This window comes from Kribbella solani, assembly GCF_014205295.1.
In the GTDB taxonomy this organism is placed as follows: domain Bacteria; phylum Actinomycetota; class Actinomycetes; order Propionibacteriales; family Kribbellaceae; genus Kribbella; species Kribbella solani.
The window spans coordinates 6,180,538-6,201,832 of sequence record NZ_JACHNF010000001.1; the positions used below are offsets into that span (position 1 = coordinate 6,180,538).

At 65.6% G+C, this 21,295-nt stretch carries 21 protein-coding genes and 9 tRNA genes; 5 read left to right on the forward strand and 25 right to left on the reverse strand.

What is annotated here, in order from left to right:
• Positions 1 to 18 precede the first annotated feature (18 nt).
• Genes HDA44_RS28490 through HDA44_RS28505 form a run of 4 tightly spaced genes read left to right on the forward strand, consistent with a single transcriptional unit; the run spans position 19 to position 4,815 of the window.
• Entirely contained in the window at positions 19 to 1,290 is a 1,272-nt protein-coding gene (locus tag HDA44_RS28490) for a nickel pincer cofactor-dependent isomerase, group 22 (RefSeq protein ID WP_238352574.1), read from the forward strand.
• Positions 1,287 to 2,153: a hypothetical protein gene (locus HDA44_RS28495; protein WP_184839594.1), complete on the forward strand. Its 867-nt coding sequence runs from the start codon at positions 1,287 to 1,289 to the stop codon at positions 2,151 to 2,153. The genes HDA44_RS28490 and HDA44_RS28495 overlap by 4 nt, the downstream gene beginning before the upstream one ends.
• Positions 2,150 to 3,526, forward strand: a complete 1,377-nt coding sequence (locus tag HDA44_RS28500; RefSeq protein WP_184839596.1) for an FAD-binding oxidoreductase — start codon at positions 2,150 to 2,152, stop codon at positions 3,524 to 3,526. The genes HDA44_RS28495 and HDA44_RS28500 overlap by 4 nt, the downstream gene beginning before the upstream one ends.
• On the forward strand, positions 3,523 to 4,815 hold the full coding sequence (locus HDA44_RS28505; protein ID WP_184839598.1) for an alpha-L-fucosidase: 1,293 nt from the start codon (positions 3,523 to 3,525) through the stop codon (positions 4,813 to 4,815). Before HDA44_RS28500 ends, HDA44_RS28505 begins: the two co-directional genes overlap by 4 nt.
• A gap of 364 nt (positions 4,816 to 5,179) precedes the next feature.
• Here the strand turns inward: HDA44_RS28505 and HDA44_RS28510 are convergent.
• The 11 genes from HDA44_RS28510 to HDA44_RS28560 form a co-directional block, all read right to left on the reverse strand.
• A tRNA-Tyr gene (locus HDA44_RS28510) sits at positions 5,180 to 5,263 on the reverse strand.
• 1 nt (position 5,264) lies between these two features.
• Positions 5,265 to 5,336, reverse strand: a tRNA-Glu gene (locus HDA44_RS28515).
• A 33-nt stretch (positions 5,337 to 5,369) separates the two neighbouring features.
• Positions 5,370 to 5,459: transfer RNA gene (locus HDA44_RS28520), tRNA-Ser, on the reverse strand.
• A 194-nt stretch (positions 5,460 to 5,653) separates the two neighbouring features.
• Positions 5,654 to 6,871: an RtcB family protein gene (locus HDA44_RS28525; RefSeq protein ID WP_238352575.1), complete on the reverse strand. Its 1,218-nt coding sequence runs from the start codon at positions 6,869 to 6,871 to the stop codon at positions 5,654 to 5,656.
• Position 6,872: 1 nt separating this feature from the next.
• A tRNA-Ser gene (locus HDA44_RS28530) sits at positions 6,873 to 6,967 on the reverse strand.
• A gap of 135 nt (positions 6,968 to 7,102) precedes the next feature.
• Positions 7,103 to 7,549 (reverse strand): HNH endonuclease, encoded by a 447-nt coding sequence (locus HDA44_RS28535; RefSeq protein ID WP_184839602.1) that lies wholly within the window; start codon positions 7,547 to 7,549, stop codon positions 7,103 to 7,105.
• Between the two features lie 103 nt (positions 7,550 to 7,652).
• Positions 7,653 to 7,726: transfer RNA gene (locus HDA44_RS28540), tRNA-Leu, on the reverse strand.
• A gap of 61 nt (positions 7,727 to 7,787) precedes the next feature.
• Positions 7,788 to 7,861: transfer RNA gene (locus tag HDA44_RS28545), tRNA-His, on the reverse strand.
• Positions 7,862 to 7,863: 2 nt separating this feature from the next.
• A tRNA-Arg gene (locus HDA44_RS28550) sits at positions 7,864 to 7,937 on the reverse strand.
• Positions 7,938 to 8,029: 92 nt separating this feature from the next.
• Positions 8,030 to 8,105 (reverse strand) — tRNA-Pro (locus HDA44_RS28555).
• Between the two features lie 254 nt (positions 8,106 to 8,359).
• Entirely contained in the window at positions 8,360 to 8,509 is a 150-nt protein-coding gene (locus HDA44_RS28560) for a hypothetical protein (protein ID WP_184839604.1), read from the reverse strand.
• 367 nt (positions 8,510 to 8,876) lie between these two features.
• Here HDA44_RS28560 and HDA44_RS28565 point away from each other — a divergent pair.
• Positions 8,877 to 8,952: transfer RNA gene (locus tag HDA44_RS28565), tRNA-Thr, on the forward strand.
• Between the two features lie 602 nt (positions 8,953 to 9,554).
• Here the strand turns inward: HDA44_RS28565 and HDA44_RS28570 are convergent.
• The 14 genes from HDA44_RS28570 to HDA44_RS28635 form a co-directional block, all read right to left on the reverse strand.
• Entirely contained in the window at positions 9,555 to 10,124 is a 570-nt protein-coding gene (locus tag HDA44_RS28570) for a hypothetical protein (RefSeq protein ID WP_184839606.1), read from the reverse strand.
• 19 nt (positions 10,125 to 10,143) lie between these two features.
• The gene (locus tag HDA44_RS28575) at positions 10,144 to 11,826 is read right to left on the reverse strand and encodes an alanine-zipper protein (RefSeq protein ID WP_184839608.1); all 1,683 of its coding nucleotides are present in this window, start codon (positions 11,824 to 11,826) and stop codon (positions 10,144 to 10,146) included.
• On the reverse strand, positions 11,823 to 12,962 hold the full coding sequence (locus tag HDA44_RS28580) for a DUF5047 domain-containing protein (RefSeq protein WP_184839611.1): 1,140 nt from the start codon (positions 12,960 to 12,962) through the stop codon (positions 11,823 to 11,825). The genes HDA44_RS28575 and HDA44_RS28580 overlap by 4 nt, the downstream gene beginning before the upstream one ends.
• Positions 12,959 to 13,633: a hypothetical protein gene (locus HDA44_RS28585; RefSeq protein WP_184839613.1), complete on the reverse strand. Its 675-nt coding sequence runs from the start codon at positions 13,631 to 13,633 to the stop codon at positions 12,959 to 12,961. The genes HDA44_RS28580 and HDA44_RS28585 overlap by 4 nt, the downstream gene beginning before the upstream one ends.
• A 122-nt stretch (positions 13,634 to 13,755) precedes the next feature.
• Positions 13,756 to 15,717 (reverse strand): hypothetical protein, encoded by a 1,962-nt coding sequence (locus tag HDA44_RS28590; protein WP_184839615.1) that lies wholly within the window; start codon positions 15,715 to 15,717, stop codon positions 13,756 to 13,758.
• Positions 15,683 to 16,126, reverse strand: a complete 444-nt coding sequence (locus HDA44_RS28595) for a hypothetical protein (protein WP_184839617.1) — start codon at positions 16,124 to 16,126, stop codon at positions 15,683 to 15,685. The genes HDA44_RS28590 and HDA44_RS28595 overlap by 35 nt, the downstream gene beginning before the upstream one ends.
• Before the next feature lie 148 nt (positions 16,127 to 16,274).
• Positions 16,275 to 16,580, reverse strand: coding sequence for a hypothetical protein (locus HDA44_RS28600; RefSeq protein WP_184839619.1), 306 nt, complete (start codon positions 16,578 to 16,580; stop codon positions 16,275 to 16,277).
• Positions 16,580 to 16,921 (reverse strand): hypothetical protein, encoded by a 342-nt coding sequence (locus tag HDA44_RS28605; RefSeq protein WP_184839621.1) that lies wholly within the window; start codon positions 16,919 to 16,921, stop codon positions 16,580 to 16,582. Before HDA44_RS28605 ends, HDA44_RS28600 begins: the two co-directional genes overlap by 1 nt.
• Positions 16,921 to 17,328, reverse strand: coding sequence for a phage tail protein (locus HDA44_RS28610; RefSeq protein WP_184839623.1), 408 nt, complete (start codon positions 17,326 to 17,328; stop codon positions 16,921 to 16,923). Before HDA44_RS28610 ends, HDA44_RS28605 begins: the two co-directional genes overlap by 1 nt.
• A gap of 5 nt (positions 17,329 to 17,333) precedes the next feature.
• Entirely contained in the window at positions 17,334 to 17,675 is a 342-nt protein-coding gene (locus HDA44_RS28615; protein WP_184839625.1) for a hypothetical protein, read from the reverse strand.
• Positions 17,672 to 17,977 carry a hypothetical protein gene (locus HDA44_RS28620; protein ID WP_184839627.1) on the reverse strand — a complete coding sequence of 102 codons (306 nt, stop codon included), beginning with the start codon at positions 17,975 to 17,977 and terminating at the stop codon, positions 17,672 to 17,674. Before HDA44_RS28620 ends, HDA44_RS28615 begins: the two co-directional genes overlap by 4 nt.
• Positions 17,978 to 18,011: 34 nt before the next feature.
• Positions 18,012 to 18,272, reverse strand: a complete 261-nt coding sequence (locus HDA44_RS28625; RefSeq protein WP_184839629.1) for a hypothetical protein — start codon at positions 18,270 to 18,272, stop codon at positions 18,012 to 18,014.
• 14 nt (positions 18,273 to 18,286) lie between these two features.
• On the reverse strand, positions 18,287 to 19,996 hold the full coding sequence (locus tag HDA44_RS28630; protein WP_184839632.1) for an HK97 family phage prohead protease: 1,710 nt from the start codon (positions 19,994 to 19,996) through the stop codon (positions 18,287 to 18,289).
• Positions 19,989 to 21,242, reverse strand: coding sequence for a phage portal protein (locus tag HDA44_RS28635; protein WP_184839634.1), 1,254 nt, complete (start codon positions 21,240 to 21,242; stop codon positions 19,989 to 19,991). Before HDA44_RS28635 ends, HDA44_RS28630 begins: the two co-directional genes overlap by 8 nt.
• Positions 21,243 to 21,295 lie beyond the last annotated feature (53 nt).

The following is a 21,295-nucleotide window of genomic DNA, read 5'->3' on the forward strand; positions in this document are numbered from 1 at the left end:
TTTGAGGCTGTTCGGGGTTTGCGGCCTGCGGGAACTCTCCCGCAGGTCACCCCGATCCGGCGGATTCTTACCGACTTACCAGTCTCGACTGACCCGTACGCCGACGCCCGCACCGCCCTGGAGCCACTCCGCGACCGCATCCACCCCGGCGCCCGGATCGCGGTCACGGCCGGCAGCCGCGGCATCCACGACCTCGTACCAGTGGTGAAAGCAGCCGTCGACTGGCTCCGCGACGCCGGCGCGGAACCGTTCGTGACCCCCGCCATGGGCTCCCACGGCGGCGCCACCGCCGACGGCCAGCGCGAAATGCTCGAAGGACTGGGCATCACCCCGCAAACCATTGGCGCAGCCATCGAAGCAACAATGGAAACAGTTGTCATCGGCACCCTTCCCGACGGCACCGAGGTACACCACGACGCGCTCGCCGCGAAAGCCGACGGCGTCCTGCTCGTGAACCGGATCAAACCACATACCGACTTCCACGGCCCGATCGAGAGCGGCATCGCGAAGATCCTCGCGATCGGCCTCGGCAACCACCGCGGCGCCGCGTCCCTGCACGCCGGCGGCATCCCTGCCCTCGGCGCCAACATCGAAGCCGCCGCGCGAATGATCGTTGCACAGGGCAAGATCATCGGCGGCCTCGCCATCCTCGAAAACTCCCGCGAGCAAACCGCATCGGTCGAATTCCTCGAAGCGGACGGTATCGCGGAAGCAGCAGAGAACGCGTTACTGCAAAGGGCGTCCAGCCTCCTCGGCCGCCTCCCGTTCGACCAGCTCGACGTACTCGTGGTGGACGAGCTCGGCAAGGACAAGTCCGGCGCCGGCATGGACACGAACGTGATCGGTCGTTGCTGGGTACACGGGATTCCGGAGTTCGAGTCACCGTCGATCGCCGCGATCAGCGTCCATTCGCTGTCGCCGGCGTCGCACGGAAACGCGTCCGGTCTCGGCCTGGCGGACGTGATCCCCGCGCGCCTGCTGGAGCAGATCGACCTGCACGCGAGCTACGTGAACGCGCTGACCTCGGGCGCCGGTGGGGCGCGGCGCTCACGGTTGCCGATGGTGATGGAAGACGACGAGGCGGCCGTACTCGCGGCCGTCACGATGTGCGGGCGGCGGCACTGGTCCGAGCTCCGGCTGGCCCGGATCAGGGACACGTTGTCGCCGAACGAGTTGCTGGTGACCCCGGCGCTGCTCAGTGAAGCGGCCGAACGATTCGACCTGGAGATCACCGGTACGGCGCGCGATTTGACGTCGGCCGGTCAGCTCGGACCCTGGAGCGAGAAATGAACCTGCGTGAAGCACGTGCCCTGCTCGCCGACCGCGGCTTCCGGCCGGGGGATGCCTCGGCGAAAACCTTCCCCGACGGTTCTCCGTACAAGGTGGAGATCCCGTCCTGCGAGGGCCCGCTGGTGATGACCGCGGTGCTCGAGGAGGCAAAGACGCGCGGCATCACGATCGACCGCGTCTCGCAGGGCAGCGGGGTGATGATGCTGACCGACGCCGAGATCGAGGAGATGCTCTCGCTCGGCGCGTCCGCGGGCGTCGAGGTGTGCCTGTTCCTCGGGCCGCGCGGCGCGTGGGACATCGGTGGTCAGGCTAAAGTTTCGGGTGCCGTCGGTGGTGTTGCCCGCGGCAATGACCAGGTGGCTGCTTCGTTGTGCGACGCGTTCCGGGCGGTCGAGCTCGGCGTACGCAGCCTGCTCGTCGGCGACCTCGGCGTACTGGAACTGCTCGGCGCGCTCAAGGTCGACGGATCGTTGCCATCGGATCTTGTCCTGAAGACCTCGGTCCTGATGCCGTTGCCCAATGCACCGACCGCGCGGTTGTACGAACGTCTCGGCGCGACCAGCTTGAACGTGTCGACCGACCTCCCGGTGCCCGTGCTGGCCGAAATCCGATCGGTCACGTCGGTACCGATCGACATGTACATCGAAGTTCCGGACGATCAGGGCGGTCACGTACGGTTCTACGACGTGCCCGACATTGTCCGGGTCGCCGCGCCGGTCTACCTGAAGATGGGCCTGCGCAACGCGCCGAACATCTACCCGGTGGGCGCCCACCTCACCGGCACCGCGGCAGCGCTCGGCCGCGAGCGTGTTCGCCGGGCCGAGTTGATCCTTCGGTTGCTCGCCGAACAAGATGAAGGATGAGCGATCCGCTGGTAACACGGCTCCGGTCCGACCTCGGCGACGGCGCGGTCGTCGACGATCCTGACGTACTGGACAGTCATCGCAACGACCACGCCACGTTCTGTACGGCGGGTGTCCCGCGGGTGCTCGTCCGGCCCGCGGAGACGTCGGACGTACAGGCGGTGATGCGGGTTGCCGCCGAGTTCGGCGTGCCGGTGGTCACGCAGGGTGCGCGGACCGGGTTGTCGGGCGCGGCGAACGCGATCGACGGCTGTCTGCTGCTGTCGACCGCGCGGATGGACCGCATCCTGGAGATCTCGGTCGAGGACCAGGTCGCGGTCGTGCAACCGGGCGTGGTGAACGCCGAACTGTCCCGGGCCGTGCTCGCGAAGGACCTGTTCTACCCGCCCGATCCGTCGTCGTGGGAGATGTCGACGATCGGCGGGAACATCGCTACCAACGCGGGCGGGCTGTGTTGCGTGAAGTACGGCGTGACCTCGGATTTCGTTCGCGGCCTGGAGGTCGTGCTGGCATCCGGCGAGGTCGTCCGGACCGGGCGGCGGGCCGCGAAGGGGGTCGCCGGGTACGACCTGACTCGCCTGATCGTCGGCTCGGAGGGCACTCTCGGGGTGGTGACCGAGGCGACCCTCGCGCTGCGGCCGGCGCCCGAGGCCGCGCTGACCGCGGCGGCGACATTCCGGTCGATCGAGGACGGTATCGCGGCCGCCGCGGCGGTGATGGCATCCGGACTCCGGCCGGCCTTGCTGGAGTTCCTGGACCAGCCGACGCTGCGCGCGATCCAGGACTACCGGGACATGGGCCTGCCCGCCGACGTCGGCTCGATGCTGCTCGCACAGTCCGACCGGGGCGTACGCGCGGCCGAGGACGTCGCGCGGATCGCCCAGATCTGTACGGCGCACGGGGCGATCGACGTCGCCGAAGCATCCGACGCGGAGGAATCGCGGATGCTCCTCGAAGCACGCCGGCTGGTGAACTCGGCGCTCGAACCCCTTGGCGTGACGTTGATCGACGACGTGTCGGTCGCCCGCTCCCAGCTCGTGCCGTTGCTTCGGGGAATCGCGGCGATCGCGCGCGAGTACGACGTGCTGATTTGTTGCCCAGGGCATGTAGGTGACGGGAACATGCATCCGACCGTGGTTTTCGACCGTGACGACCCGGCGGCCGAGGCGCGGGCGCTGGCGGCATTCGGCGCGGTGATGGAACTGGGTTTGCGGCTCGGCGGGACGATCACGGGGGAGCACGGGATCGGTACGCTCAAGGCGCGCTGGCTGGAGACCGAGCTGGGCCCGGTCGGGTTGGAGCTGCACCGACGGATCAAGCAGTCGTTCGATCCCGCCAACCGGCTGAATCCTGGAAAGGTACTGCTGCTGTGATTGAGGGCGTACGGCGGGCCGCGGCGGAGGTGCGGCCGACGCCGCGGCAGGTCACCTGGCAGCGGCAGGAGCTGACAGCGTTCGTACACTTTGGACCGAACACGTTCTCAGGCCTGGAGTGGGGGACCGGCGTCGACGATCCGGCGATCTTCGACCCGTCCGCCCTGGACTGCTCACAGTGGGTATCCGCCTTGGTTTCCGCAGGTTTCAAGAGCGTGATCCTGACCGCCAAGCACCACGACGGTTTCTGTCTGTGGCCGAGCAAGTTCCTGCCGCATACCGTTGCCGCATCACCCTATTCCGGCGACGTCGTCGCGGAACTGTCTGCCGCTTGCCAGACCACCGGCATCGGCTTCGGCGTGTACCTGTCCCCGGCGGACCTCTATCAGGAGAAGGCACCCGGCGGGTACTACGGAAACGGCAGCCAGGCCGTTGCCTCGCGCATCGGTTCGTTCGAGTACGTGGTGGACGACTACAACCGGTTCTACATGAACCAGTTGCACGAGCTGCTGACCACGTACGGTCCGATCGCCGAAGTCTGGCTGGACGGGGCGAATCCGACAAGCAGCGCGCAGACGTACGCGTACGAGGCCTGGTTCAATCTGATTCGGCGGCTCGCGCCGGACGCGACGATCGCGATCGGTGGGCCGGACGTGCGTTGGGTCGGCAACGAAGACGGGTTCGCCCGAGAGACCGAGTGGAGCGTCATACCGTTCGTCAACGGGCAAATGGTGGCCGCGCAGACGGCACCCGAAGTAGCCGGTCCGGCCCAGCTGGCCGAGGCAGACGAACTGCGCTGGTACCCGGCGGAGGTCGATGTGTCGATTCGGCCGGGATGGTTTTATCACGCGGCCGAGGACACCGAGGTGAAGTCGGTGCCGGAACTACTGGACATCTATCGCAAGTCGGTCGGCCGGAACGCCGTACTGCTGCTGAACATCCCGCCGGACCAGCGCGGATTGTTCGCCGATCCGGACGTCGAGGCACTGACCGCCTTCGGGGCAGCCGTGCGGGCGTACTACGAGACCGAAGTGCAGCTGCCGGGTACGGTCAATGTGCTGGATCTGCGCGAGGACATCACGTCCGGACAGCTCGTGGAATCATTCGCCGTCGACGCGCTTGTCGACGGCGCGTGGACCGAAATCGCCCGCGGCACGACCATCGGCCACCGCCGGCTACTCACGATCCCGACGACGACGGCCGCCGCCGTACGCGCCCGAATCCTCTCCAGCCGCGCCGACGCGACAGTGTCACTCGGGGTTCACTTCGATCCTTTGCTGCCCGCTTGAAGTCCCGTGGCCTGGAGTCGAACCAGGTTCCGCGTGCGTAAGGACAGGTAGTACACCAGCGAGACGCCGTACACCCGACCGTCTCCACGCTCAGGTGCACTACCCGGCCGCCGACCACTACCTGTCCTTAGGTACTACTCCTGAACCGAGACCACCTGCACCCAGTCGGAGCATTCGGCCTCGCACCACACGTGATCCCCACGGTGCGCGATCCGATCCCGCTGCACGTGCCCACAACCCAGCAGCACGCGCCGCATCGAATGTCCCTGCAAAACCGGAGCACCGGTCCTGCCACCAGGCACTCGCTTCCTGTTCCTGAGGTCGGCCATGGCCGGTCCTCCTCTCTGTTTGATCGACTACTACGTGCAGGAGGCAGGATTCGAACCTGCTCAGCCCAAAGGCAACGGGTTTACAGCCCGCCCCGCCTCTCCCACGACAGTGCTCCCGCGCATCCCGTACCGGACTCGAACCGGTGATCTCCTGGTTGAGAACCAGGCGTCCTCCCACTAGACCAACGGGACTGGCAGGGCGACCGGTCCATCCCGGCCGCCCAGCGGTGAGAGCGAGACTCGAACTCGCGAGCCGGGACCAACCCGACCAACGGTTTAGCAAACCGCTGCCCCTACCAACAGGCGGACCTCACCATCCCCACCCCACCGCCCGCCGTCTCCCCTGCCGACGACGGACGGCCTGTGGATAACCTCCCCACCTCCACCCCGCGAACTTGTACGCTTAGTGCAAAGGAAGAAGGCGCACGACGGGCAGGCACACGACACAGCCACCCACCCTGACGTACCAACCTGACGTACCAACCGGCCGCCCCGATCTGCTGACCGCTTCAGCCCTTCACGCAGATGATCTGCTTCAGGTGGGCGACGACTTCGACCAGGTCGGACTGGGCGGCGATGACCGAGTCGATGTCCTTGTACGCCGCGGGGATCTCGTCGATCACCCCGGCGTCCTTGCGGGACTCGACGCCGGCCGTCTGCTCAACCAGGTCCTCGACCGTGTACCGCCGCTTCGCCTCGTTGCGGCTCATCCGTCGGCCTGCCCCGTGCGAGGCCGAGTAGAAGGACCGCTCCGAACCGAGCCCACGGACGACGTACGACCCGGTGCCCATCGATCCGGGGATCAGCCCGAGATCCCCGAGCCCCGCCCGGATCGCGCCCTTGCGGGTGACCAGCAGATCAAGCCCGTCGATCTGCTCCTCGGCCACGTAGTTGTGGTGGCAAGAGATCGGCTGCTCGAACCGCACCTCCACCTCGAACGACTCCCGCACCGACTGCATCACCAGCGCCAGCATCACCGCGCGGTTCCGGGCCGCGTACTCCTGCGCCCAGGTGAGATCCCGGCGGTACGCGTCCATCTCCGGCGTACCGGACAGGAACACCGCCAGGTCACGGTCCGGCAGGTCCGTGTTGTGTGGCAGACCGCGCGCGATCCGCATGTGCCGCTCGGCTAGCTCCTTGCCGATGTTCCGGCTGCCGGAGTGCAGCATCAGCCACACGCGGTCCTTGTCGTCGAGGCACACCTCGATGAAGTGGTTTCCGCCACCCAGCGACCCCATCTGCTGCTTGGCCTTGCGTTCCCGGTCCTGTACGCCGTCATGCAGGCTCGTGAACCCACCCCACAACCGATCCCACGGCCGCGGGTCCAGCCCGAGCCGCCGTACGCCGACCGGGTCCTCGTGCGCCCGGAACCCCACCGGTACGGCCGCCTCGATCCGCGACCGGATCGCCGACAGGTCGTCCGGCAGATCGGCAGCGGTCAGCGAGGTGAGTACACCTTCCATCCCGCACCCGATGTCGACCCCGACCGCGGCCGGCGACACCGCCTGGTACATCGCGATCACCGACCCGACGGTCGCGCCCTTACCCAGGTGTACGTCCGGCATCACCCGTACGCCGTGCACCCACGGCAGCGCGGCGATGTTCCGCAACTGCTGCAGTGCCTGCGCACCGACCTCATGCTCGGCCGCCCACATCAGCGTGGAGCTCTTGGCCCCACTCAACTCAACCGGAAGCTCCATCTCCCCACTCTCCTCGTCCGTGTACATGCGGTGAGACTGGGATTCGAACCCAGACATCCCGATCAAGGGACCTGCCGTTTTCGAGACGGCTGCCGCTAGGCCTGACACTCGGCTTATCTCACCAGGACGCACGCCGCGCGACGGGCGTACAGCTGCCAGGGCAGGGCTCGAACCTGCGGGGTCTCGGGTCAGAACCGAGGTTGGGTCACCGTCGCCCACCTGGCATCGCGCTCGTCGGCGGCACCGGTGGGTGTCGCGTCAGAGCGCTATCTCGGCACGGGACGGAACCCAGGGCTGCCACAACAGCGGCATCCCGGCCTCGTCCGGCGTACGCGAGCCCTTCTTCTCGTTGCATCCCGCGTGTGCGGCGACGGCGTTCAGCCATTCGCCGCGTCCGCCGCGTGACCGTGGAACCACGTGATCCATCGTCGTCGCGCCCACCTGACCGCAGTACGCGCAGGTGTACTTGTCCCGTTTCAGTACGCCGGCGCGCGTGTACTGCAGCCGCCCGGACGCGTACCTCCACTTCATCACGACGTACCGAACCAGTCGCAGCACCCGGGGCAGGGGGAACGGACCGATGTGCGCGCCGTCGTGCGCTTCCTCGACGACGGCGACCTCCCGGACGAGCATCCGGATGGCGTGCGGGATCGACACGACGTGCAGCTGCTCGTACGAGGCGTTCAGGACGATCACACCGCTCATGTGGTTCCTCCTCCCTTCCAGTGTGCCCGACCGGCGGTTGGCAGGTCGGCGATCTCGGTGTCGGTTCGTTCGTGCTGTTCGCACGGCTGTTGCTGTTCGTACGTGCGGCCCCAGGGATTCGAACCCTGAACCTCCTGGTTCTAAGCCAGGTGCCTCTGCCAGTTGGACCAGAGCCGCGTACTCCGGCATGTACTACGCCGGAGCGTTCATCTACAGTGCGTGAGCGCTTCGTACGGAGGGTGTCCGGCGGGGCTCGAACCCGCTTTCTCCGGGTCCACATCCCGGCGCATCGCCCGCTTCTGCTTCGGACACAGCACGCCCGGCAGGATTCGAACCTGCAACCTCCTGCTTCGTAGGCAGGCGCTCTGTCCGGTTGAGCCACGGGCGTACGGGTGCCCTGCGCCGGATGTACGGCGAATTTCCGCCGCAGGGCACGCTTGTGGCGCCCGCTCGGCCGGTAGCGAGCATGCTGCGGGCGCCTGGTCCAGCTGGAGGGACTCGAACCCCCGATCTCCTCAACCCAAATGAGGCGGCCTGGCCACTGGCCGACAGCTGGTCCTCCCCGCGGCGACGCGCCGCGGGGAAATGCGATGAATGTCCAGTTGTCATTGTTCATGCCGATATCCGTGAATACCGGAAAAGCATCGGTGGAAGGAATCGAACCCTCACGACGCGGGCTTGGAATCCGGTCCGCAACCATTGCGCACCGACGAAACCCAACGGCCGATGAAAGACCGTCCGGGCAAAAGAAAAGACCGCCTGCACCGGACACCCGGCTCAGACGGCCCCTGAGGACTCTCCACAAGGAGATCACCCAGGCGGACCGCCCGCCGTACGCCCACTCAGTTCGTTGCTGGGCTCGGTGCTGAGCTGGTGATAGAACGCGTCATCGCCGACGGATCGCAGACACACCGACAAAGCCCCGCGGCCCAGCCGCCAAGCCCTCGTCAGCTTCTGCATCCCGTACACGATGTCTCCTCAAGATCCGTTTTGCTTGCGGGAATTAGTCTGACCCATCCCACAACCCAAGTCAACGCATTTCCCAAACAATCCATTCCCAAACAATTCCCACCCACCCGATCCGCACGCCCGCCCGATCCCCACCACTCTCGATCCGCACCCCAACCCGATCCCACCCATCCGACCCGTCCCCTCCGACGCCCACCCCCACCGCCACGTTCCATCCACCCCTCCACCACCCAGCCCGCACACCACCCCGCAGGTGACCCAAACCACAACCCCCTCACCAACCCCGGCCCCAGACCACCCCCGAGGTATCCGATTCGGATCCACCCCCACTCTCCCGCTACACTCTTCCCCGGCACCCGCCGCCTTAGCTCAGTCGGCAGAGCGTCTCACTCGTAATGAGAAGGTCGTCGGTTCGATTCCGACAGGCGGCTCCATAGAAACGCGCAGGTCAGGGCCACATTTCGCCCCCATCGGTAGCGGTCAGACCGGTGGGGGCGTCGCCGTTCTTACACGGTCTGTACACACGGGGAATATCGGCACGCCTGACGGACCAGTCCTCGTCGTGCCTGACGGCACGGTTGCAGATAGTCTTCTGCTGTTCACCCACCCGGGTGAGCGGCGGGAGGCCGTGTTGGCGCACGAACCCCCCGCCTAGGTAACCCTCCACTACCACTGGAGAGCACCGTGGATGAATCATCTCAGACGGGCGCGCCCACGCGCGCCTCCGAACAGACCTCCGGGTCCTCGTCCGTCTCTCGTCAGGCGGACGAGGCCACCGGCCGACCATCGGCCGAGGCGCTGTGCCGACGCGTGATCAGCATCCTGGACGCGCAGCACAATGACCGGGTGACAGTCGGGCTCCTGCGGGAGCTGTTCGACGCCTGGCCGGTCACGTCGCAGCCGGTCGTCAAACGTCCCTGGCCTCCCCTGCGGGCTGCGGACCCATACGATCCCCGCGACTGACGCAACACACGCAAGACCCCCTCGCCGCTCGGTAGGCGAGGGGGTCTTGTTGCGCTTGGCAACAGCTGGCCGACTAGAGCATCGGCTGCACCAGGACCTGCCGGTAGAAGACGGTGACGTTGCCACTCGCCTCACTGAAGTGCATGAGCCGTGCGTGGTAGCTGTTGCCGGGAGTCAGGCCCGTGATCAGCCGGAAGGTCCCGGCACCGAGCCGAGCCTCTACCCCACTCGTCACCGACCCGCTGACCTTGAGCGCGTCGTTGCTGTTCGAGGCGACCACGACCGACCCGCCGCCGATCGTCGCTCCGGAGCGGACCTCCATCGACACGAACGACACCTTGTCGTTCTGCGAGGACCAGAAGTCCGCCTTCCAGTGAACGAGCACCGAGCCGGAGTCGGGAGCGGTGAACGCGACACCGCAGGCGTTGGTGCCTGCTGTGGGGGTCGCGGACGAGTACGGACCTTCGACGTTGGAGTCCGAAGCGACGGCGCACGAGAGCCCGTTGATCTTGGCAACGTTCGCATCGATGCGGGCCAGCTCATCCTCGACGGCGAGCGCGAGGTCTTCGCCCAGGGTCGGTCCGTTCGGGGCATCGTTCGTGTCCTGGAACGGCAGGCTGTAGATGGGGGTTACGTCAGCCATGTCGGCTTCTCCTGTTCGTTCATAGCTGCTCCCGCACGATCTGGAAGAAGCTGATGTCTTGTGTCGTTGCCGTAGGCACCTTGTTGGTCTCGCTGCCACTGCTCGTGTGCTGGAATCTGATGATGACCGTGTCTCCAGCTGCCAAGCGGAAGAGCTTGTTCCACTGGGCCAAGGCAGGTGCCTTCCCTGAGGACGTGCCAGAAGGCGGGTCCACCGTCACGCTGGCGATAACGGCAGCAGACCCGCTGGTCTTGACGGCCTGGGTAAGCCGCGTGCCCGACACGGCCCCGTTGAATGGGCTCCACCACAGCTGCCCTGAGATCCTGTAGAGGCCGCCACCACCGGCAGGGATCGTGAAGACCCCGGTGCCTACGTTGGGGATGCCATCGTTCTCGATCGTCGTCCAGCCCGTGAGCGTCGTGAGCGTGCTGGCAGCTGGTACGGCAGGTGCACTGCTCAAGTAGCCCAGCCAGAAAGGGCTACCAACGGCTACATTGCCGCCGTTGAAGGTCAGATATGTTCCCTCGACTTGGATGCCGCTGCTGTCGGATGTGATGAACACCTCGTCAGCAGCCTCTAGCTGAATTTGGTTGCCGACGCCAATGGCTATCTGGGAGTTCAACCCGTTGAGCTGGATCTGATCCGAGTAGAGAAACGACGTTGACGAGTTCGTATCTGAGCGAGAACCCAGGATGAGCTGAGAGGCCGGAGACCCGCTTACGACCGGGGAGTTGATGTAGGTTCCTGCCGCAGTACCTCCCACGCCGACAACATCCGCGTAGATCGAACCAGGGAAGTCCTCGGTTGGCTCGCCCGAGTAGAACAGGACCTTGTCCTGGGATGAGTTCAGCTCAATGCGTTGTCCGGATGCAGCAGTCCGGATCAGAGATCCCGTGATGGTCTTGCCATCAATTGCCGTAGCGGACAGCTTGTCGCCCGTAATGGTGCCTGCGGCAATCTTCGCGGCGGTGACGGCACCTGCAGCTAGCTCGGTAGCCGTGATGGTGCCTGCTGCGATCTTGGCCGCCGTAACGGCGTTCGCGGCTAGGGCTGACGTGGTCACGGCAAGTGCCGCAATCTCGGCGGCGGTGATCGCCCCAGCCGCAATCTTCGGCGTGGTGATCGCGTCGTCGCTGATGTCGGTCTCGGTGATTGGCAGGATGCCGTCAACCTGGGCCTGCAAGGCGGGCAACGTCGTGCCGGTGAGCGCGTCTACGTCGGCCTGTGCGGCATCGGCGGCCGTCTGGGCATTGGTAGCCGTGGTCTGGGCGGTTGAGGCCGTAGAAACGGCGTCTGCCGCCGCTGATGCGGCATTGTCTGCAGCCGTCTGTGCCGCCGTCACATCAGAACCCAGATCGGTGACCTGACCCTGCACAACCGTCACGTCGCCCTGGACGGCAGGGATAGTGACGGTCTGGATGGTGTCGACCTGGCCGGTGAGCGCACTGATGTCGGCCGTCCAGGTCGGCACGGTGCCAGGGTCGCCGGGGGTCGTGACCTTGCCGAGCAGGAACCACTTGTTCCCCGCGCTCAGCAGGTTGACCACGTCGCCCGCCTGAAGCGAGGCGGACTCGGCGGTGAGCGAGGGCACGTTCAGTAGCTGCCCGCCGGCCACCCTCAGAACATTGTTGCCTGTGGCTCCATCCCAGGACTCGACGGTGCCCTGGCGGATGTGCGCAGCAGGTCCGGTATCAGTCGTCATTCGGTCACATCCCCGGTTTGCTCGCCGTATTGCTTCCGCGTGGTGATGGTGATGGGTGACCGTGGATGCAGCGGGATAGTGACCACATCGATGATGTGCCGCTCTGTGCCGATCCTGATTAGGTCATCCGGCTCGAGTGCGGGATTCGGGACCGCCTCGCAGTTGACGGAGTACGGGAGGCCGAGCGACTTGCGCAGCAGAACCTCGGCCGCTAGCCGACACTGGTCGTTCGTAGTGAGAAACGGTGACGTGTAGAAGCGCGGCACTGGCCCGAACGGTCCGCCGTACCTCGTCGGGCTGGATGGCGACAGATCCGCGACCGCACCCCACACCGGAGGAGTCGTGTCGGTCGCCTCGCCGGACGCGACAACCACGTTGTAAATGCCCTCACGAGTGATCGACCGCGACAGCTTCGTCAACACGCCATTACGTCCGCTGTTGACCTCCCAGGATGGAGTGCCGCTGATGGCCGGAGGTGTCTCGACTCGGAAGACCCCGTCGTAGCGCCAGTAGCCGACCTTGCCTAGCGACGTAACCAGATCCATCAACGTCTGGTAGCGGTCTCGGTCTGCGGTGACGGTGCGCCCGACAGTCGTATCCCTAACGCCTGTGTCGTCCCAGGAGATGGTGGCGAGCGGGTAGACCTCGGTGACCAACTGCGCGACGAGCTGCCCGAAGGTCATGGTCGATGCGAACTGGCGCGGCGTCAGGAACCGGCCGTCGATGATTCCAGCCATACGGTCTGTCGCCGTGATGTCGATCGGACCTGTGGGCGCATCGTCTTGCTCGGGGTTGTTAATGCGGAAGTACCCGTGGCTGACCCACTCGTGAGAGCCGTTGCCGTACGCAACTCCGCTCTCCACGAAGATCTCGTTGCCGTATGGGGCGAGCAGGCCAGAGGCGTTGCGAGGCCACTCGGCAGCAGGCACCGCGCCCTGGGGGTCGCGGCCGGTCGTGAGGTTCAGCGTTGCGCGGATGTTGGCAGTGGATGCTGCCTGCACGTTGCCGTCCAGGATCGGAATCTCGACGCCGTCAGGGTCGTTGCCGGTCTGGAAGCTCGTGCACACCCTGGCGCGAAAGCATGCCCCGTGAGACCCGCGCAGGGTGGACAGAAACGCAGCGCTGACCGGCCTCATGGCACGATCACGTCCGCAGGCGAGCCGGTGCGCTGCATCAGGTCACCCCAGGTCGCGTTGTCAGCCATGAGGTCATCCCACGTCGCGTACTCGTTCATTGCCGAGGTCCACGTGTAGGCAGCACCAGCCACGTCCGGGCCGGGGGCAACAACTCGCGTCAGCGGCAATGACCACACGCGCCGAGGCGACAGGCGCAGGGTCGAATCCCGCGACACGTCGCCCACCGCGTAGTACCCGCCCGAGATTGTCTCGACGGCTGCGGGCAGGTGAATGAAGATCACATCGCCGGTCGAGAGCGTGTACTCCATATCGCGCTCGTCGGCGGCCGTCTCGGTCAGCAGCTTGAGCGTGTAGGCAGGTCCACTCCGCACGTCGCTGATCAGGATCGGATCGGTGCGTCCCTGCACGTCGAACAGGCCACCGCGAGACCGGTTAGTGATTTCGCCTCGGTCAGCAACGACGACGGCCCGGTTAAGGAAAGGGGCCGCAGGCACCTTTAGCCACACGTCGCTGAACGAGACGGCCGAGACGCTGTACTCGGTGATAGCCGTCTCGGTGCCCGATGCATTGAACTCGTGGACGCGGTACTTGTACGCGACCCCCTCGGGGAACTCGTAGTCGTAGTAAGTAACGGCGTTGCTAGCGACCGGCTGCGCCGACCACCCACGCACCGCATCCCACCGCACGTATGGCGCTACGGCCCTCTCTACGGTCACACGGGTAGTCGTTGCGGCTAGCGCAGTGACCGCCAATTTGCGGCGGTTTAGGGTCGACTCGTAGCTGACAGAGAGCGTCACGATGCCCTCACCCCCGCAGTCTCACGGCGCTTGGTCTCCTTCTTGTCGGCCTTGATTTCCGTCCGCACGACTCGCACGACCTCGCCGCCAATCTCGATGTGATTCTCGACCACGATCGGCTGGCTGGTGCTAGAGGCAACAGACTTCAGGCGCTCGGCGTTCGTGATCTGCCCAGGCTGGTTGCCCATCGTCAGGAGCTCGGGGCCACGCTCACCAACGAGGTAGCTGCGGTTCGGCTGGACTGGACCACCCGACGCCGACCGACCAGCGGAGCCGATGATGTTCGAGGGCGTAGTCCGCTCGATGCCCGCGACCTTGTAGGTCACGTTGACGACCTTGTTCTTCGGCAGGTTGTTGATCGACCGGCCGAGCGCGTCGACCTGCCCCTTCGCTGCGGTCGCACCGGCTACCGAGACGTTCGCCTTCTTGTTCGGCGGAATACCGATCAGGGACGCGGCGAGCTTGTCGGCCTCCTTCTTCGACAGGCCCATCTGCGTTGCAATGCGGACGAAGTTGCCGCGTGCCTGCTCTGCCGACCGTCCGGCCGCTGCCGTGCCCTTGTTGGACTCGATCATCGACTGCGTCTGCGCATTGGCAGCCTGTGCAACGGCGAGGAGCGCCTGCTTGTTGGCGCGACCTTTCTCGCTGTTGATGTCGAGCGTCCGGCCGTTGTCCTTCACGGATGCGGTCGCTGCGTCGACGGCCGACTGGTAGTTGATCTGAGCACCGGCCAGGCCGAGCGCCAGGTTCTGCAGCCGGAACGTCGAGTCGATCAGCGCATCGGTGGCCGCCTTCTGTCGGGCGAACTTCGTTGCAGCCGTGTCGGCTGCATTCCCTGCGCCGGTAGTCGCGCCGGTGATGCCCATGGCCGCGAGCTGTCCTTGGCTTAGGCCCTGCGTCCAGAGCTTCGTCGTCTCGGCGTTGATCTGGATGGCCTGCGTCGCCTTGTCGGCCTTCAGGCCCACGGCATCCAGGCCCTTTTCGAGCAACGCGAACGGACCGAAGACCTGTGACACCGCGAGCTGCAATCCGCCCATCACGCCATCCACCAGGGAGAATCCGCCAGTGAGGTCTTCGACCTGGCCGTTGATGTTGTTCAGAACGGTGATGCCGTCGAGCAGCGTCTTGGTCAGATCACCAACGCCCTTGACCGTGTCGGCCAGCGCGTCGGGGTTGTCCTTTACTGATTCCGCGAGAGTCACAAGACCCTGCGACGTTTCGTGAAGGGCCGATTGCATGGCCGGCCCCAGGGAGTCGAGGACGTTTGCGAACGCCTCCGAAACAGGCTCGATCGCTGGTGCTAATTCCTCGAATGCCTGGCTGGCCTCATCGCCAAAATCGGTGATCGTCGGCGCGAGGAGCTTAAACGCCGAGTCGAGTTCCGGCTTGAATCGGTTGAATGTCCGCTGGGCGAAATCGGACATATGGACCAGCGTGTCCTCGAAGGGCCGCGACAGAAGCTCCATGTCGTCGCCCATGGATTTGATGGTCTTCTGCCAAGCCGACTTCACCTTGTCCGACTTGGCCGCGAACACCAGGCCGAGGCCGGCGATGCCTGCACCGAACCCTGCAACGAGTCCTGTACCTGCAATCGCACCTACGGCGGGCATGACGGTAGCCACAGTCGCGCCGACAACACCGAGGATGGCTGGACCGAGGACAGGCGTCTTCAACGCACCCAGGAGGCCGGAGCCGAAGACGGAGCCGCCAAACTCGCCGCTCTTCTTCAGGTCACCAAGCGCCGATGGCGAGAACCACTTCTTGAGCCCATTAATGAATCCCTTGCCGGAATCGTCGCCGGACTTCCGGTATTTCTTGTCGACGTTCTTTGTGAACCGGTCGATCTCCTTCTCGCCATCGCGAGCGGCGCGAGCGAGGCCGGAAGAATCGCCGTCGAATTTCGCCTTGACGGTACGAGACGGACTAGGCACCGGAACCCCACTTTCCCAGAACGTCATCAACGGCCTTCAGCCACTGGCGCTCGATGAGCTCTTGGTTCGACTCGACCGTGTCAAAGAACCAGTGGTCAGGCTGGGTGGGCTTGGGGAATTGCTTCAGGAAGTTCGCGCCGAAGTTCGACCCATAGATCAGGTCTGAGACCGTCGTCGGTCGTTGCCCACGAGAACGACGGGCCTGCTTGCCTGCGCGCTTCTTGCCGCCAGCCTGGACGGACGGAACTCGGTCGCGCTTCGCCTTGACCGTTGGCGCGACCAACGCACTCTGGCCGTTCGCCGTCTCGGCCGCCAGCCGGATGCGAAGCGCCAGGTCCTGCGAGATGCGCGTGTTGGCATCTCGCAGGGCGACCGTCGCGTCCTTGGGTAGCTTGCGGAACGCGGCGAGCGTCTCGCGTGCACCAGTGATCTTCACTCGGACTGCAATTCCCATCCGGCTGGTGCACCCCCTCTCGGCTGCTCGTCGTTGCCGTTGGCAAGTAGGTCAAGCGCAGTGACGATGGCTTGCTCGCCCTCGTCCGCCCAGACGGACGGCGGAATGCCGGTCCTGATGGCGAGCGCGATTACGACTCGCTGGAGCGAGCCTGCTGGGTAGGGTCCGGCTCGGCGTCCTGCTCCTCGCGCTCGTCGCCGGTCGACAGGTCGATGTCGTGCTGCTCTTCGAACTCCTTCAGAGAGCCGGTGAACAGCTGCTGACGCCATGCGGCGAGGTGGCAGATCTTGTAGTAGTCGACGAGGTTCGGCTCCCGTAGGAGGTCGACGTAGGACTTGTTGCCCTTGGTCGTCTTCTCCCAGGTGAGCACGTCGCGAGTGCTGGCCTTGACCTCGAACTCGTCGCCGTTCTCGGGACGGACTCGGAAGGTGAACATCAGAACCCCACAACCGCACGCGTGACCGAAGCCTGCGCGCTGTAGTCGATGTAGACCCGTCCCTCGTCGGCACCAGACGGCTGGCCGTAGGTGCCCTTGGGGAATGGGCCGATGAGCTGGGTCGCACCGGCAGCGACGGCAACGATGTTCTCGGCAACGTCCAGACCGGCCGACTTCGCTGGCGTCTGGGCCGTGACGTTGATCGAGGCACCAGATCCGTTGGTCACCATGACGGCGACAGAGCCGGAGTCGATCACGTCGCCATCGACGGTCGGCTGAGTCATGTTCGGAGCGAGACCTGTGCCGACGATCTTCTGGGTCGCTACATCCGTGCGCGCCATCAGGCCGGGTCTCCGAACACCGGCTGGCCGTCGCACGGCAGCTCGACGGAGAACGTGGTGAACGCGCCCTGCTCGCCGCCGAACGGGACCGCCTTCGCGGTGGCCGTGACGGTCGCCGAGACGCCGCCCTTCTTCGGCTCGAAGACGATGTCGATCTTCTCGCCGGACATCTCGGTCAGCAGGCGAGCGAGACCTCGGGCGGTCACGTAGTCCTGGATGCCGTTGATGCTGGCGGTCCAGGTGGCCGTGTCGGTGTCGTTGACGACGCCATCCGGCACCATCGTTCGGATGGTCTGAGTCGGCTGATCGGGGGTCAGGACGACGCTGGTGCACTGGGCGGCGTAGTCCGTCGCCTCGATGGTCAGAAGCGCGTCCTTCAACACGTACGCGCCAGCTGGTGCAGTCATTGGGCTTACTCCGATCTTGCGAGAATGACGACGGCGGTCATGTCGCCGCCCTCTGTTTGGACTGCCTCAGGTGTTGCCGTGTCGACGTACACCAGTGGCTGGAGTGCATCGGTGATCAGGGGGAGCAACTCGTCTAGTTGCTCGATCGCCACACCTTCGTCACCGGACAACAGGAGGACGATGCGCCAGGTGACCTGCCAGGCAACGCCGAGCGTGTGGTCGATCTGCTCGACCAGGACGATGGCGTCACCTGGGGTCCAGGTGGTCGGCCGCTTCGGATAGCCGGTGACGCCCTCCACGGTGGAGAGCGCCTCGGCAATCGCGGCACGGCTTTCAACGAAGCTCATCCGAGCATCAGCTTTCTGAACGGTGCCTCGAAGCGACGGACCTCTGGGTCTCGTCCTGGCAGGATCGTGTTGCCGGTCTCTGCGTCGCCCCGGAGGACCGCGATAGGTAGCCCACGCAACGCGAGGTTGCGTGCTACGCGCCGCTTTAGGGCTTCGCCTAGGTCATCCGGGTACGTCGCAGGGATGCGGCACACGCGGGATTGTGCGGCGGTCTCGGCGGCCAGCGCTGACGTGATCGTCTCGTCAGACGCGGACGTCTGTCCGAGGTAGTTCTTCACGGCTGTTAGATCTGGAATCGCCATCGCTGGCCACCTCCTCTCGGCGCTTGCTGTTGGGTCAGACGGTCGGCGCGCTCGGCGCCTGAGGGCTGGCCGGCGGTTCGTTCTCCTCGGCAACTTCCTCGACTGCGGGCGTGCTGACGACCTTCGTCGGGTCGACGGCCTCGTACTCGACCTCTTCGGTGCCGAAGGCAACGTGAGTGCCCTCGTGTCGCACCGTGTAGAGGCGACCCGACGTGACGACGCCTCCGTCTGGCAGGCGAACGTAGCCAACCTTCCCGAGGTCGATCTGGTCGCCTACGTTGACGTTCTTGCTCATGTGTCCGTCTCCGATCAGGACAGGGTGTAGGTGATCTTGCGCAGGCCGGTCACGTCGTAGACGACTCCGGCGAAGTACGCGAACACGCCCAGGTCCCAGCCCTCGACCTTCTCCTGGAGCTTGTCCAGGCGGGTCAGGCCGCTGTTCCAGATGTGCACCGCGTACGGGTCGGCGATCAGCGACTTGTTGTTGACGGTCGTCGCGCCGAGGCTCGCGGCCGGGTACATCTGGTAGCCCGCGATGTCGATGTAGGAGAACTTGTTGCCGGTCGAACCGTCGCGGTTCTGCGGGCTGATGATCGGGTAGACCTTCTCGTCGTTGCCGGTCACGGCGAGGGCGAGCTTGGTGTACAGGTCGACGTGCCCGAACGCCTTCGTGAACCGGAAGCCGTCCGCCAGGAACTGCAGTCCGAGCAGGCCCGCCTCGACCGCAGCACCGGCGACCAGTCCGGTCGCACCAGCGGTGATCGAGGCTCCCAGCTCGGTGATCGAGGCAGCCTGGATGAGCGCGGCGGTCTTGGTCTCCAGCGCGATGCTGAACGACCGATCGAACTCGTTGCGGATGAGGCCGGAGACAACCGGGTTGCCGCCCTGGTCCGCAACCTCGCGGGTGATGTGGACCCTGCCGGACACCGCCGTCGGGGTGACGGTCGTCCCAGCGGCGGTGACGAGGTCACGCGACTCCGGGTCGGTGCCCTCGGTGTGGTCGCTCACGCCGACATCGGTGTTCGCCCGGTCGAGCTTCGACCAGAAGAACGGCTGCACGCTCGACAGGCTGCCCTTGTAGAACGTGTCGTACAGCGGCGACTTCGGCGTCGGAGCCTGCCCCAGGAACATGTCCGGGCGGTACTGGCTCGGGTTGACGGCGGCAACGTCCGCAGTCGTGGTCGGCTGGTCCGCGAAGTGCGGGCGCATGTGCTCGGCGGTGAACTTCTGCAGGCGGGCCAGCGCGGCTGCGTCGCCGTCCTTGCCAGCCGCCAGCAGGTCGGTCGCGAAGTCGAATCCGGACGGCGCTGGCGTGTCGCCCGCGAACCGGTAGATCGGCTCCTCGTTGACCTGGAACTGCGCGGTGCCGGGGCCGACCGGGAGCTTGATCTTCTCGAGCTCCGCGATCTTCTCGGCCTGGGCCGTGACCTGCGCCATGAGCGCATCACCCTCGGCCTTGGTGAACGCGACGGTCTCGTCCGCGCCGACCTTCGTGTCTCCCATCGGTTCCTCCTGGTTTGGCGCGGCAGATGCCGCAACAGCTGTGATGTGTGCGCCCAAGAACGCGGGCTTCGGAACGACCGCCGCCCCCGTGAGGGTCGTTGCCTTGGAGTACTGAATGCCGTCCTGGCCGGCCTCGAACTGACCCTCGACTTCGGCACTGAATGCCTTGAGGACTCGGTCCTTGGCGAGCGCCAGAACGCGGTCACCTTCGGGGGTTTCGGCGATCTTGAACTTCGCCTGCACGCCGTCCTCGTCGGTCGCCAGTGCAACGGCAACGCCGACCTGGGTGTAGAGCGACTTGCCGTCGTGCCCGTAGTTCAGGACGACATCCGAGAAGTCCTCGGGCAGGGTGATCGTGCTGGCGTCCCGGAACATGAAGCGCGCCGAGCGGCCTGTCGTTGGATCGACGGCCGGACGAGACACCTCCCCGAACGGGAGAAGGACACCGGTCAGCGTCCGCGACTCCTGATCGACGGCGAACGCTGCCGCCGCGAAGGTGATGGTGCTGTTAGCCATTGCTGGCCTCCTGTGCGGCTGGCAGTGCCGGGGTGGGGTTCGGGATCGGCTCCGCAAGTTCGGCGTCACTGCGTGGCTCCAGGCCGCGCTTGTCGCGTGCCTCGTTGACCCGGAGCACCTTCGAGCGGATGAGGATCTCGTCGGTCTGCGCTGCGGCCAGGTCGTCCAGGCGCAGGTAGCTCGACGTGTCGAAGGCGACGCGGTAGCCGTAAGGCGTGATGTCGTCCATAGACAGGCGACCCTCGACCGCCGTCATGTACGGACCGAGCACCGATTCGAGGCGCTGACGCTTGCGGTCCTGGCTGTTGAAGTACGTACGGCTGGTGGTCGAGACGCTGAGCTCCTCGGCGTCGATGCCGGTCAGCCGTGCAACCTCGGTCACCATGAACTCGCGGGACGCGGCCATCTGCAGCTGCTCGGGGTTAAAGCCGTCGCGGTTGTACTTCAGCGCCGCTGGCACGTAGGCCGTTCGCCGAAGCTGGCGGGCCTGATACCACGCGTCGAGAATTTCCGCGATCGCCCGATCGTCGGCCTCCTCCTGCGTCTCGTCACCGATGGGCTCACCAACGACCGGATCAGCGCCCTCGGTCGGCGTGAACCAGTCGACGGGCGGCAGGCCCTGGGCTGCACGGAGGGCAGCGGCATTGAGGGCGATGTACGCCCGGAGCGCAGGCGAGGCGGTCAGCAGACCACCGTTCGGGGAGTCAATGCGGATGAGGCCGGGAACGTCCGGCCAGATCGTGGCGGTCCCCTCGGGATACGAGACGAACTTTGGTTGCACCGTCACCGTTTCGGCATCGAGGCGAATGGCCTCGATGGGGCGGTTGTGCCAGCCGACGTGCGTGATCCGCCACCAGGCGCGCTCCGACAGGAGCATGTCCTCGATGGTGCGAGTCATCGTCACCGACGGGGCGACGCCAGCTTCCGGCCGGTCAACGAGGTTAGGTTTGAAGTTCGTTGCCACGCGCCCCTGTGGGTCATACACCCGCAACGGGAACTGTCCGATTTCACCGCAGATCAGATCACGGGCTCGTTTGATCGCCGGAATGGCGAGAGCATCCTGGCGGGAAATCTTGGCGCGACCGAAGATGTAATCTTCCAGAGACGGGGTTCCGTACAGGACGCCAGAGTCGATATCGACCGCGAAACGGGGTCGCTGCACGAAGGATTCACCCGTGGTCGACGGGACCGCCAGCGCGTGCGACACAACCGATGAACGGCCGGTGATAGCGCGCCAAATGCCCATGTGCCGGACCGTAGCTCCGCGAATTCGGGTCGGCCAAGCAATGCCCTATTTCG